Annotated in this window: 17 protein-coding genes and 1 tRNA gene; 10 read left to right on the top strand and 8 right to left on the bottom strand. The window is 63.3% G+C overall.

Annotated features, from left to right (window positions below):
- Positions 1 to 19: 19 nt before the first annotated feature.
- Positions 20 to 811 carry a sugar isomerase domain-containing protein gene (locus tag FJW06_RS01510; protein WP_140746912.1) on the top strand — a complete coding sequence of 264 codons (792 nt, stop codon included), beginning with the start codon at positions 20 to 22 and terminating at the stop codon, positions 809 to 811.
- A gap of 40 nt (positions 812 to 851) precedes the next feature.
- Here FJW06_RS01510 and FJW06_RS01505 read toward each other — a convergent pair whose 3' ends face one another.
- Entirely contained in the window at positions 852 to 1,034 is a 183-nt protein-coding gene (locus FJW06_RS01505; protein WP_140746909.1) for a hypothetical protein, read from the bottom strand.
- A gap of 301 nt (positions 1,035 to 1,335) precedes the next feature.
- Between FJW06_RS01505 and FJW06_RS01500 the strand changes: the two genes are divergently transcribed.
- On the top strand, positions 1,336 to 1,770 hold the full coding sequence (locus FJW06_RS01500; RefSeq protein WP_140747682.1) for a hypothetical protein: 435 nt from the start codon (positions 1,336 to 1,338) through the stop codon (positions 1,768 to 1,770).
- Between the two features lie 185 nt (positions 1,771 to 1,955).
- Here the strand turns inward: FJW06_RS01500 and FJW06_RS01495 are convergent, their stop codons facing one another.
- The 3 genes from FJW06_RS01495 to FJW06_RS01485 form a co-directional block, all read right to left on the bottom strand.
- A complete protein-coding gene (locus FJW06_RS01495) occupies positions 1,956 to 3,146 on the bottom strand; it encodes an NADH-quinone oxidoreductase subunit D (RefSeq protein WP_140746906.1) in 1,191 nt (396 codons plus the stop codon).
- Positions 3,147 to 3,321: 175 nt separating this feature from the next.
- Positions 3,322 to 3,717, bottom strand: a complete 396-nt coding sequence (locus FJW06_RS01490) for a hypothetical protein (protein WP_140746903.1) — start codon at positions 3,715 to 3,717, stop codon at positions 3,322 to 3,324.
- Between the two features lie 82 nt (positions 3,718 to 3,799).
- The gene (locus FJW06_RS01485; protein ID WP_348644018.1) at positions 3,800 to 4,540 is read right to left on the bottom strand and encodes an alpha-ketoglutarate-dependent dioxygenase AlkB; all 741 of its coding nucleotides are present in this window, start codon (positions 4,538 to 4,540) and stop codon (positions 3,800 to 3,802) included.
- On the opposite strand from FJW06_RS01485, the gene FJW06_RS01480 reads away from it, so the two are divergent.
- On the top strand, positions 4,515 to 4,724 hold the full coding sequence (locus FJW06_RS01480) for a KTSC domain-containing protein (protein ID WP_040997358.1): 210 nt from the start codon (positions 4,515 to 4,517) through the stop codon (positions 4,722 to 4,724). The genes FJW06_RS01485 and FJW06_RS01480 overlap by 26 nt on opposite strands.
- Before the next feature lie 120 nt (positions 4,725 to 4,844).
- Here FJW06_RS01480 and FJW06_RS01475 read toward each other — a convergent pair.
- Positions 4,845 to 4,934 (bottom strand) — tRNA-Ser (locus tag FJW06_RS01475).
- Positions 4,935 to 5,397: 463 nt separating this feature from the next.
- On the opposite strand from FJW06_RS01475, the gene FJW06_RS01470 reads away from it, so the two are divergent.
- From FJW06_RS01470 to FJW06_RS30425, 5 genes are all read left to right on the top strand, one after another.
- Entirely contained in the window at positions 5,398 to 6,093 is a 696-nt protein-coding gene (locus FJW06_RS01470) for a DUF2569 family protein (protein ID WP_140746900.1), read from the top strand.
- Between the two features lie 83 nt (positions 6,094 to 6,176).
- Entirely contained in the window at positions 6,177 to 6,503 is a 327-nt protein-coding gene (locus FJW06_RS01465) for a hypothetical protein (protein ID WP_140746897.1), read from the top strand.
- A 239-nt stretch (positions 6,504 to 6,742) separates the two neighbouring features.
- Positions 6,743 to 7,732 (top strand): BMP family ABC transporter substrate-binding protein, encoded by a 990-nt coding sequence (locus tag FJW06_RS01460; RefSeq protein ID WP_140746894.1) that lies wholly within the window; start codon positions 6,743 to 6,745, stop codon positions 7,730 to 7,732.
- Positions 7,733 to 7,799: 67 nt separating this feature from the next.
- Positions 7,800 to 8,030, top strand: coding sequence for a hypothetical protein (locus FJW06_RS30430; protein ID WP_246674492.1), 231 nt, complete (start codon positions 7,800 to 7,802; stop codon positions 8,028 to 8,030).
- Positions 8,031 to 8,038: 8 nt separating this feature from the next.
- A complete protein-coding gene (locus FJW06_RS30425) occupies positions 8,039 to 8,257 on the top strand; it encodes a GNAT family N-acetyltransferase (protein ID WP_246674491.1) in 219 nt (72 codons plus the stop codon).
- A 45-nt stretch (positions 8,258 to 8,302) separates the two neighbouring features.
- Here the strand turns inward: FJW06_RS30425 and FJW06_RS30765 are convergent, their stop codons facing one another.
- The 3 genes from FJW06_RS30765 to FJW06_RS01445 are packed head-to-tail and all read right to left on the bottom strand — an operon-like array spanning position 8,303 to position 8,941.
- Positions 8,303 to 8,431, bottom strand: coding sequence for a hypothetical protein (locus FJW06_RS30765; RefSeq protein WP_281404874.1), 129 nt, complete (start codon positions 8,429 to 8,431; stop codon positions 8,303 to 8,305).
- The gene (locus FJW06_RS01450; protein WP_246674490.1) at positions 8,428 to 8,709 is read right to left on the bottom strand and encodes a hypothetical protein; all 282 of its coding nucleotides are present in this window, start codon (positions 8,707 to 8,709) and stop codon (positions 8,428 to 8,430) included. The genes FJW06_RS30765 and FJW06_RS01450 overlap by 4 nt, the downstream gene beginning before the upstream one ends.
- 22 nt (positions 8,710 to 8,731) lie before the next feature.
- Positions 8,732 to 8,941, bottom strand: a complete 210-nt coding sequence (locus FJW06_RS01445; RefSeq protein ID WP_040990189.1) for a SlyX family protein — start codon at positions 8,939 to 8,941, stop codon at positions 8,732 to 8,734.
- A gap of 359 nt (positions 8,942 to 9,300) precedes the next feature.
- On the opposite strand from FJW06_RS01445, the gene FJW06_RS01440 reads away from it, so the two are divergent.
- Both FJW06_RS01440 and FJW06_RS01435 read left to right on the top strand, forming a co-directional pair.
- On the top strand, positions 9,301 to 10,833 hold the full coding sequence (locus FJW06_RS01440; RefSeq protein WP_140746891.1) for an ABC transporter ATP-binding protein: 1,533 nt from the start codon (positions 9,301 to 9,303) through the stop codon (positions 10,831 to 10,833).
- A complete protein-coding gene (locus FJW06_RS01435) occupies positions 10,830 to 11,969 on the top strand; it encodes an ABC transporter permease (protein WP_140746888.1) in 1,140 nt (379 codons plus the stop codon). Before FJW06_RS01440 ends, FJW06_RS01435 begins: the two co-directional genes overlap by 4 nt.
- Position 11,970: the final 1 nt, after the last annotated feature.

Below are 11,970 nucleotides of genomic sequence, written 5' to 3'. Positions count from 1 at the left end.
ATCAAACAGGAGTACCGAAGTGTCCGATCTTTACATCCCCCGTCTCGTCGCTCTCATCGAACAGGCATCGAAGGCCAATTCGGAAGCCTTCGGCCAGGCGGCGAGCCGTTTCGCCGACACGCTGCAAAATGGCGGGCTGGTCCATCTCTACGGCTCGGGCCATTCGGTGCTGCCGGCGCAGGAGATGTTCCCGCGCTACGGCAGCTTCGTCGGCTTCAACCCGCTGACCGACCCGCGCGTGATGTGGCACAATGTGCTCGGCGCCGGCGGCGTGCGCGAGCTTCTGTGGCTGGAGCGGACGGAGAAATATGCCGAGAAGTTCTTGGACCACCAGCCGCTGAACGAGGGTGATTCCATCATCATCTTCGGCCATAGCGGCCGCAATTCGTCGGGCATCGACACCGCGCTCTATGCCAAGAAGCGCGACATCTTCGTCGTCGCCGTCACCAGCAAGAACAATTTAGACAAGCCGGCCACGCATTCGTCCGGCAAAAGGCTGGCCGACGCCGCCGACCTCGTCATCGACACCTGCTCGCCGATCGAGGATGCGGTGGTGCCGGTCGAAGGCTGGAGCCGCCCGGTGGCGGGATCGTCGACGGTGCTGGCGATGATCATGGCGCATGAGCTGCTTGCGCGCACCGCCGAGCAGCTGTCGAAGCGCGGCATCGAGCTGCCGGTCTTCGCCTCGCCGACCATCGCGGGCGTGACGCTGCACGACACCGACGTCATCTACGGCGTCTACCGCGAGCGCATGATCGAGGCGCAGAAGAAGCACCTGCCCACCTTCCAGGCGACGATGCGCGGGGAATGACAGTGGCGCGGGAGGGCGTTCGCCGCCTCCCGCATGCCTGTCAATGCCGGCGCCGTCCGGTTGCGGAATGCTTGGGCGGTGCGTCATTCTCGTCGGGATTGGGGATCGGCTCCTCGTCGGGCAACCGGTCAGGATCCGGCTCGCGCACCGGCTTCGGCTCCGGGATCGGCGGCGGCGTGGGCACCGGGGTGGGGGATGGGTCCGGATTGGGGAGAATGGCCATCGCGTTTTCCTTCCGCTCTGTGCCCGGCAGGCTTTGCTGCGATCCAGAAACCGGGACCTGCTGCCCGACCTGAAACGATGGTGTGATCGCCGCCCGTTCAGAAGCTTCGCCGGGAGCGATCGGCAGCGCAAGCTGGCAGAACGGCCACGCCCGCGGATGGTTCCCACACGATGGCGCCGCGCGACGACGGCGAGTGGCGATCAAATGATTCCGCGCGCCTGTTTCGGCTCTTGCCGGCGACTGGCCGTGCCTTAGTTCCATTGCCAGCGGGTGGCCAATTGTGCCGATACAGGAGACGGCCGTGAAGCACCAAACCCTTGAACAAATCAACGCCGTTGCCGACGTTCATGCCGAAGCACCGGCTCTTATCGCCAATCGCGCCCAGCGCCTCGAGCGCTGGGCGCAACTTCTCGAACAAAACCCCGGCCGTCGCCTCACGGCGCTGACGGGCACCGAATACGCGACGCCCGACGTTCGTCAAAGAATGCGTACGGACGGATCGGCGATCACCGTCGCTTTCGAGGATCCGATCTTGCGCGCGCAGGGATTGCGGGACGATACCTACGGTGAAGCCAAGCGCTTCTTCGAGATGAGCGACTGGCAACTGCATGAGGTCGTCTGCCATTGCCATGTCGGCGCCAACATGCCGGCCCGCTGGGCGGCATCGCGCGTGCGCGCGGCGATCTCTCCGGGCGCGGGTATCCTTGCCTGGTTGAGAGCGGTGTTCATGCATTAGCGACGGCCCGCGATGCATGCAATCGCGATCGATCAAGACCTCGATGGGAGCGGTGGAGGCCTGACCGGGTCTCTGCGCTCCCTCTTTAGAGCGTTCACCGTTTCACGGAAACGGCGAACCGCTCTAGCTCTTTGTTTTTATGCAATTCCGGACGGAAAACCGCTCACACTTTTCCTGGAATTGCTCTAGCGATCGATTTCGCCGAAGACGATGTCGAGCGAGCCGATGATTGCCGCGACATCCGCCACCATATGCCCGCGCGAGAGGAAATCCATCGCCTGGAGATGGGCGAAGGAGGGCGCGCGTATCTTGCAGCGATAGGGAACGTTGCTGCCGTCCGAGACCAGATAGACGCCGAATTCGCCCTTGGGTGCCTCGACTGCCGCGTAGACTTCGCCTGGCGGCACGCGGTGGCCCTCGGTGTAGAGCTTGAAATGCTGGATGGTCGCTTCCATCGAGCGCTTCATGGTGGCGCGCGGCGGCGGGGTTATCTTCCGGTTCGGCGCGGCGACCGGGCCGCGGCCATCGGCCGAACGCATCTTATCCAGGCATTGCCGCATGATCCGCACCGACTGGCGCATCTCCTCCATGCGCACCAGATAGCGATCGTAACAGTCGCCGTGCTTGCCGATGGGGATGTCGAAATCCATCTCCGCATAGCATTCGTAGGGCTGTGCCTTGCGCAGGTCCCAGGCGGCGCCCGAGCCGCGCACCATGGGGCCGGAGAAGCCCAGGCCCCAGGCTTCATCGAGCGAGATCACGCCGACATCGACATTGCGCTGCTTGAAGATGCGGCTGCCGGTAAGCAGGCTGTCGAGATCGTCGCAGGCCTTCAGGAACGGATCGCAGAAATCCCAGATGTCGTCGAGCAGCTCTTCCGGCAGGTCCTGATGCACGCCGCCAACCCGGAAATAATTCGCGTGCATGCGGGCGCCGGATGCGCGCTCGTAGAAAACCATCAGCTTCTCGCGTTCGGCGAAACCCCAGAGCGGCGGCGTCAGCGCGCCGATGTCCATGGCCTGCGTGGTGACGTTGAGAAGATGCGACAACAGCCGCCCGATCTCGCAAAACAGCACGCGGATCAATTGGCCGCGCCGGGGCACGGGCAGTTCAAGCAGTTTTTCGACGGCGAGGCAGAAGGCATGCTCCTGATTCATCGGCGCGACATAATCGAGCCGGTCGAAATAGGGCAGGGCCTGCAGATAGTTCTTGTATTCGATCAGCTTCTCGGTGCCGCGATGCAGCAGGCCGATATGCGGGTCGGCGCGGTCGACGATCTCGCCGTCCAGTTCCAGCACCAGCCTGAGCACGCCATGCGCCGAGGGGTGCTGCGGCCCGAAATTGAGCGTGAAGTTGCGGACTGCGGCTTCGGTCATGACGGCCTCCGCAAGAGTGAGGATCGAACCGCGGCCCGCCGGCCGCCGTTCGGCCGGGTCATGGCCCTAAAGCGCGTCGCGATCTTTCAGATTCGCTCCCTGCGCTTTAGGTTCTTGATTTTACGCATGTCTTTGTCCCGAAACCGGTTCCCACTTTCGGGAGACATGCTTTAGGTCATGCCGTCGTCTGGATGATCAGCGTCAGCGTGCCGTCGCCGTCGATGTTGGCGGCGACGACCTGCGAGGAATTCAGCCCGTTCGCATGCAGGACCGACGTCGCCTCCGGCGAGGCTTCGACCGAGCTTTGCAACTTGGCCAGTTCCTTGGCGGTCGTCCTCGTGACTATGGCTTCGGCCTGCGCCTTCACTTCCGCAGGCAGGTCTTCCATCGCCACCACGACGATATTGGTGACATTCTGGGCGGCACCATCCTGGCCGGGCTGGGGCTGGCTGGGAATGGGCTCCTGGGCAGGGGGCGGGATTTGCGGCGGCTGCGGATAGGCGCGTTGAGCGGAAGCCGGCTGCGCCAATGCCATTGCCGACAGCGTCAGGACCATCGTCAACATACGCATCGTCTTTCCTTTCGATGTCGAAATCTGACGACACAACCCCGGGGTCAGGCGATGGTTCCCGGATGGCTGCCGGTGCGGCTGCTCAAAGAGCCCGCATCGTCCGCAGCGTCACCGAATAGCGATGGTGTTCGACAGGCGGGATAGAGTGCTCCCACTCGTTCCGCGCCGGCCCGGCCATGAGATAGACGGACCTGGGCTCGACCTCGATCGTTTCACGGTCCCATGACGCGCCATTCCTGCGGCGCAGCCGGAAGCTGCATGGTGCCAGCAGGGAAACGCCCGCCACGAGCTCGAAATGCGGCTTGTCCCGGTGCCAGCCTATGCCAGCGCCCGGGCGATACTCGTTGATCAGCACTTGCACGAATTCCCTTGCCGGGACGCCCGCGAAGGCGGCGACGTTGGCGCGAAGCGGCAGCAGGAAGTCCGGAATCGGCGGCGCTTCGAGCACCTGGCGGCGCTCATAGTCATAGCGCAGGCCGAAACCGACGACCTGCCTGTTGGCAAGATGGCCGTGGAAATCGAACGGCTTGAAATCCAGGTCCTGAATATGACGAACCAGTTCGCGCTCCTCTTCGCGGGCGATCAGGTCCGGCTGGTAGGAGAAGCCTTCGGGCACGGTCGGCGGGCTTGCGGGCGCGCCGAAGAGGTCGCCCTGGAAGGAGCTCCCCGTGGTTCGGCTTTTGGCTGATGACATGCGGCTCAGATAGGCAATCGCAACAGCCGTGCAAGGCCGGTCCCCACACCGCGGAACCTGGCAGCGCGCTGCGGATTGAGAGTTGGAAGCAGGATGTCGGTATATGCCTTCCACCGCGATCCAGAACATTCGCTACGATCCGTCGAGGCGGATTCTTTCCGTGTGGTTTGTTCCAAGCGGCGAGCGCTACGACTACGAGGGTGTCGGGCCCAAGATTTATTCGGGTTTCAAGGAAGCGTCCTCAAAAGGGCGATTCTTCAACAAATTCGTGCGCGATCGTTTCAAATATCGTCGGGTCGAACGTGGTGACTGAGGTGGGGGCTTTGCCAATCGAGCGGCGTCGTAGCGACGCAGTCGGTTCCGGCGCGCGGGCCCGCCGTTGGCCACGGCCACAAAAGCACTTATTCAGCGCCTTAGGCCCCCGATGCGAGACTGGCGGAGAGAGCGGGATTCGAACCCGCGTTACGGTTTCCCGTAAACACACTTTCCAGGCGTGCGCCTTCAACCACTCGGCCACCTCTCCGTCCTTGACATCTCGCGTCGGCCGGTCTCGCCGCGCGGGTTGGGGAGATGCTCCCATGGGAAGTCCTCAACGGATATGTGGTGTGCCTTCAACCGGCAGGCAACCCTTCCCTGCGCCCATAGCCGTCTAGGCAAACAGGCGCGGGGCTCATCTAGTCGATCCGAAAGCGAATGCCAAGCCATAATGGCATTGCAAAGGCTTTTGCCGTGGATGGCTGCAGGAGCCGGGTCCGGAAGAGGGTGATGCGTTCGAATGATGTGCACAGGCCGGCCGCCTCCGGCTGGCTGTGCTTGACTTCGGTTCCGCGCGGCTGTCGACTGCCCGAATTCTTTGTTTTCATGCAATTCCGGTTGGAGCGGTTGCGAGCTTTCCCTGGAGTTGCCGGTTCAGTTTTTCGCAGTTCCTGATGGAAGCCGCGATATGCTTTTCCTGGAACTGCTTGGGCGAGGGGCATCGTCCTGGCATGGCATCGATCGACCGGCAACCCGCGGGGCGGCCTGACAGCGGGCTTTCCTTGATCCCGGTGGCCTGGCTCCTCATCGTCATGGGGCTGTCGGCCTACGGCCTGATCGCAAACTGGCGGCTGATCGGCGATTTCAACCTGCCGGAAAATGCATTCCTGCTCGTCTATGGCGGCTTGACCGGCGGCGTGGTCACCATCCTGTGGGGATTGTACCTGCTTGGCCTTGCCTTCAACCGCTCGGCCCGCTTCCCGCGCCATTACACGATCTGGCAGATCGCCATCATCATCTGGCTCATCCTGCGCCAGGCCTATGTGTCCTATGCCTTCGTCTTCTCGGTCGAGGCGCTGGGCTTCACCGTGGCCGAGATCGCCATCGGCCTGCTCTGCATTTACCTTCTGCGCAACGGCGCGGGGTCCGAGACCGTCTATGCCAATCCGGAGACCGAGCGGCCGCCGGTCTTTGTCTCGATCCTTGCCGCGCTGCTCGGCATCATCCTTGGCGGCGCAGTCGGCGCATTCGGCGGGTTTTTCGCCGGTTCGCTGATCGCCGAGTTGACGCATATGAGCTGTTTCGAGGGCGCCTGCGGGTTTTTCGCCGCTTTCGTGGGCCTGGGCGGGCTGATCGTCGGCGTAATCGCCGGCGGCATCTTCGCCATCTGGCGGGTGAACCGGCGCAGGCCGGCGCGGGCTCGCTAATTTCACGGCCCGCGATTGCGCGGGAACCACGCAAGCTCTATGTCGGTTGCGGGGTAGACGGAGCGTTCCCGGGGAGAGCGTCGATGTTGCGTTTTATCTTTCGGCTGGCTGCCATGGTTGCGCTGTCGATTGCCGTCATCATGGCGGTGATCGACACGACACGCTCGGTCGCCGCCTCCTCGCTGGTGATGACGCCGCTCAACGCAAGCTGGCTGGCGGTTTCGCCGGATACCCGCGCGGCCTTCGAGACTTTCGTGCGCGCCAAGGCCAGTCCGCTGGTCTGGGATGGCGTCGTCGCCTGGGTGCTCGCGCAGCCCGGTTTCGCGGTGTTCGCGGTGCTTGCCTTCCTGCTCTACGCCATCGGTTACCGGCGCAGGCGCCGCGGCGCGCAATTCGCTCCAAGCCCGTGAAGGCTCTTGTTTTGACGCAATCGCAGACGGAAGGATGCGGCGAAGGCGCCGAGCCCAACCGCCGGTAACCGCTTTTTCCAACAGGTCAAAATTCCACGTGAATTTTGTTTCGCGCCGTGCCAGATTGACCGCGAGCGGGAGGGGAAAAACACTTCCTGCCTGACGTCGCCAGCCTGCCGGAGAGCCGGGCGGGCAGGCGGTGCAAAAACGGAAAAAATAACCGACAGGGTGTGGATCACATGAAACGTATCGTTCTCGGCCTTCTGGCCGCAACCGCAATGGTTCTTCCGGCTTTCGCCGCGGATGTGCAGCCGGCCATCCTCTACGATCTCGGCGGCAAGTTCGACAAATCCTTCAACGAGGCCGCCTATCACGGCGCCGAGAAGTTCAAGGCCGAAACCGGCGTGGCTTATGTCGAATTCGAGGTCTCCAACGCCTCGCAGCGCGAGCAGGCGTTGCGCCGCTTCGCCGAGGACGGCCGCAACCCGATCGTCATGGCGGGCTTTGCCTGGGAAGACGCGCTGAAAGCGGTTGCGAAAGATTATCCCGACCTGAATTTCGCCATCATCGACGATGCCGTCGACCTGCCCAATGTCCGCTCGCTGGTATTCAAGGAGAATGAAGGCTCCTACCTCGTCGGCATCCTGGCGGCGATGGCGTCGAAGTCGAAGAAGGTCGGCTTCGTCGGCGGCATGGACATCCCGCTGATCCGCAAGTTCGAATGCGGCTATGTCGGCGGCGCCAAGTCGGCCGGCGCGACCGACGTCATCCAGAACATGACCGGCGACACGCCGGCCGCCTGGAACGACCCGACCAAGGGCGGCGAGATCGCCAAGACGCAGATCGACCAGGGCGCCGACGTGGTCTATGCCGCCGCCGGCGGCACCGGCGTCGGCGTGCTGCAGGCCGCGGCGGATGCCGGCAAGCTCGGCATCGGCGTCGATTCCAACCAGAACGGCCTTCAGCCCGGCAAGGTGCTGACCTCGATGATGAAGCGTGTCGACGTCGCCGTCTACAACGCCTTCATGGACGGCAAGAACGGCACCTTCAAGGGCGGCGTCCAGAATCTCGGCCTCAAGGAAGGCGGGGTCGACTATGCCATGGACGACAACAACAAGGCGCTGGTGACCGACGAGATGAAGGCGGCCGTCGAAAAGGCCAAGGCCGACATCATCGCCGGCAAGGTGCAGGTGCACGACTACACCGCCGACAACAATTGCCCGTATTGATCGGCAGTTGAACCAAGCTTTGAACCGCCGGGCCATGGCCCGGCGGTTTCATTTTGGAGACATGGCGATGAGGCCGATAATCGAAGCGATGGCCGAGGACGACATCGAACAAATGGCGCGGCTTCGGGTCAAAGCTTTCTTCGAGGGCACGGATCGGACGCTCGACGAAGACATGGCCGGGCTGCGCGGGCTGATCGCCGGCGATGGGTTCGAGGCGGCTTTCGTTGCCCGCCAGCGTGGCCGGCCGATCGGGAGCTGCCTGCTCGTTCGCACGAGATCGACTCGCCGCACGATTTGACGCCATGGTTGGCCGGTCTGGTCGTCGAGGAAACCTATCGAGGCGGGGGTGTCGGCACGGCGCTGGTCAGAACCGTCGAGGCCCATGCCGCGTCGGCCGGCATCGGCACGCTCTACCTCTACACCTGGCAAGCGCGCGGGTTTTACGAAGCGCTCGGATGGTCGGCAGTCGAGACTTTCGAGCAGGTCGGCGCGCCGACGCTTCTGATGTCGAAGTCTTTGCTTTGACGCAATTTCGGACGGAAAGCCGCCGGCACTTTTCTGGAATTGCTTTTAAAGCGTGCCGGCGAGATAGCCGAGCGCAAAGGCGGCCACCAAGGCAAGCGCGATGACGAAGCCAAGCCTGCCGCCAAGCGAGTGCAGGCCGACGCCATAGGGCTTGCGCTCGAGCCGGTGGATCATCGGCGGCGGTGTTTCCGTCCCGGGAGCGGCGACGGCGGCCAGCCGCGTCTGCATCTGCGGCAGTTCGGCAAGGCGTTGCGTGACCAGCTCCAGCGGTTGTCGCGCCCTTCGGATACCGCTGGATCGAAGGCGCGCAAGCGTTCGGCCAGCCGCAGCACCGTGTCGCGAAAGGCGGGATCGACCTGAAGGTCGCGCTCGGCGCGGGCGCGTTCCCTGTCGTTCATCAGGCCAAAGACATAGTCGCCGGCCCTGGCGACACGGTCGCTTTCACTGGACATGGCCATCTTCCCCCATGGCGTCTCACCAATGCGGCGGCTTGGTCACCGGAACATCGGGTGCGGTCTGCTCCTCCAACTCCAGGAACCGGTCCGTCAGGGCGGCGAGCTTGCGCTCCATGCGTTCGATCACCTTCCACTGCTCGGCGATCTGGCCGGACAGTTCCTCGATGGTCTTTTCCTGCTCGGCGGCGCGGATTTCGAGCGTCGTCAGCCGATCGTCAGGCATAGCCATGCAAAACCGCCCCTTGCGAATGTGAAGCCTTCACCCAGATCGTGATGGCGTTTCGTTGAATCGCCGACACGATCTAATTCTTCGTTGGAGCATGATCTTCTCCGAAAACCGGTTCCCACTTTTCGGGATCATGCTCTAGGCAGATATTCATGGGATGCCCACGACTAGCTGCTCATGCTCTGTGGTTCTCGCAGGGTCCGATCGCAAAACCGTTGGGACGCTTTTGCGGAACCTGCTCAGGTTCGAAATTGACAAGGGCGCGGGGATTTGTCGAGAGTGAACGGCCGATTGGCATAAGCGGGGCATCATGCTAGGCGTTTTTACCAAGCGATAAAAAAATAACGAGTGGGACAGGCTGCATGGCGCAAGCCGCAATCGAGCTTATAGGCATCAACAAGAGTTTTGGCGCCGTGCGCGCCAACCGCGACATCAACCTGGAAGTCGCGCGCGGCACCATCCACGGCATTGTCGGCGAGAACGGCGCCGGCAAGTCGACGCTGATGTCGATCCTCTACGGCTTCTACCAAGCCGACAGCGGCGAAATCCGCGTTGGCGGCAAGCCGGTGTCGATCAACACATCCAACGACGCCATCGCGCTGGGCATCGGCATGGTGCATCAGCATTTCATGCTGGTCGACAATTTCACAGTGCTGGAAAATGTCATCCTCGGCGCCGAGAACGATGCGCTGCTGAAGAGCAGCATTGCCAAGGCGCGCTCGGAGCTCGACCGGCTGGAGCGCGAATACGGCCTCGAGGTGGATCCCGACGCCGTCATCGAGGAGCTGCCGGTTGGCCTGCAGCAGCGTGTCGAAATCCTCAAGGCACTCTATCGCGGCGCCGAGATCCTGATCCTAGACGAGCCGACGGGCGTGTTGACGCCGGCCGAGGCCGACCACCTCTTCCGCATCCTCAAGCAATTGAAGGATCAAGGAAAAACGATTGTCCTGATCACCCATAAACTGCGCGAGATCATGGCGATCACCGACACGGTTTCGGTGATGCGACAGGGCACGATAGTGGCGACCCGGGTGACCAAGGAAACCACGGTCGGCGAGTTGGCCGAGCTGATGGTCGGCCGGCGCGTGCTGCTCCGGGTCGAGAAGGGCCAGTCGGAAGCCGGCGCGATAAGGCTCTCGGTCAGGAACCTGACGGTGAAGGACCAGCGCGGCGTCACCATGGTCGACAATGTCTCCTTCGACGTGCGCGGCGGCGAGATCGTCGGCATCGCCGGCGTTGCCGGCAACGGCCAGTCGGAACTGCTCGAAGCGATCTCCGGCATCCGGCATGCGGTCTCCGGCGAGGTGATGCTGGAGGGCAAGCCGATCGATCTCACCGGCAAGGCCGATCCCGGCGAATTGCGCGACCGCGGGCTCGCCCATGTGCCCGAGGACCGCCACCATGTCGGGCTGGTGCTCGCCTTCGAGGAGAACGAGAATTCGATCCTCGGCTATCATGACGACGAGCGCTATCTGAAGGGGCCGTTCCTCGACATCGACGCCATCATGGCCGACGCGAAGGACAAGATCGAGAAATACGACATCCGCCCCGGCAATCCGCGGCTGAAGACAGCCAATTTCTCCGGTGGCAACCAGCAGAAGATCGTGCTGGCCAGGGAGATGGAGCAGGATCCCGGCGTGCTGATCGTCGGCCAGCCGACGCGCGGCGTCGACGTCGGCGCGATCGAATTCATCCACAAGCGGCTGATCGCCATGCGCGACCAGGGCAAGGCAGTGCTGGTGGTCTCGGTCGAGCTCGACGAGATCCGCTCGCTCTCCGACCGCATCCTGGTGATGTTCGCGGGCCGTGTCGTCGGCGAGCGCGGCCCGGACGCGACCGAAGGCGAGCTTGGCTTGCTCATGGCCGGCGTCGAGCGCCAGGAGGCCGCCGAATGAGCACGCCTTACGCCAAGCTGCCGGCCTGGGCCGATTATGGGTTGATTCCGTTGATCAACCTGTCGGTCGCCTTCATCGTCGCCGGCTTCGTCGTCATGCTGGTCGGCGAAAATCCGTTCCGCGCCGCCGTCATCCTGGTCGAAGGCGCTTTCGGCAAGGGCACGGGCATAGCCTTCACGCTGTTCTACGCCACGACCTTCATCTTCACCGGACTGTCGGTGGCGGTGGCGGCGCACTGCAGCCTGTTCAATATCGGCACCGAGGGCCAGGCCTATATAGGCGGCCTCGGCATCGCGCTCGTGTGCCTCAGCCTCGACAGCGTGCTGCCTTGGTGGGTGATCTTTCCGATCGCGATCGTCGCCGCGGCGGCGTTCGGCGCGGCCTGGGGTTTCATCCCCGCCTATCTGCAGGCCAAGCGCGGCTCGCACATCGTCATCACCACCATCATGTTCAACTTCATCGCAGCCTCGGTGATGGTCTATCTGCTGGTCGGCCCGCTGAAGCCGGCCGGCTCGCAGGCGCCGCAGACGCGCAATTTCCTCTCCGGCGCCGAACTGCCGAAGCTCAACTGGATGATCGAACTGTTCGGCGCCAAGATCCGCTCGGCGCCGCTCAACATCTGCTTCCTGCTGGCGCTGGTCATGGCCTTCCTGGTCTGGCTGCTGATCTGGCGGACCAGGCTGGGCTACGAGATGCGTACCTATGGCCACAGCTCGAAGGCGGCGCGCTACGCGGGCATTTCGGAAACGCGCATCATCATAACCGCCATGATGATATCAGGCGCGCTGGCCGGCATGATGGCGCTCAACCCGGTGATGGGCGACCAGCACAATGTCGCGATCGATTTTGTCTCCGGCGCCGGCTTTGTCGGCATCGCGGTGGCACTGATGGGCCGGCTGCATCCTGTCGGGATCGTGCTGGCGGCAATCCTGTTCGGTATGCTCTACCAGGGCGGCGCCGAGCTTGCCTTCGAGATGCCGGCGATCAGCCGCGACATGATCGTCATCATCCAGGGCCTCGTCATCCTCTTTGCCGGCGCGCTGGAACACATGTTCCGGCCTTACATCCAGGCGCTGTTCGCCTCGGTCAGTCCGAAGTCGGTCGGCATGCAGGCGGTGAACGGGAAGGGGGCCTGAG

It is taken from the genome of Mesorhizobium sp. B4-1-3 (genome assembly GCF_006439355.1).
Classification (GTDB): Bacteria; Pseudomonadota; Alphaproteobacteria; order Rhizobiales; family Rhizobiaceae; genus Mesorhizobium.
The sequence above is the reverse complement of the archived record's forward strand: the minus strand, read 5'-3'. Positions and strand labels throughout refer to the sequence as shown.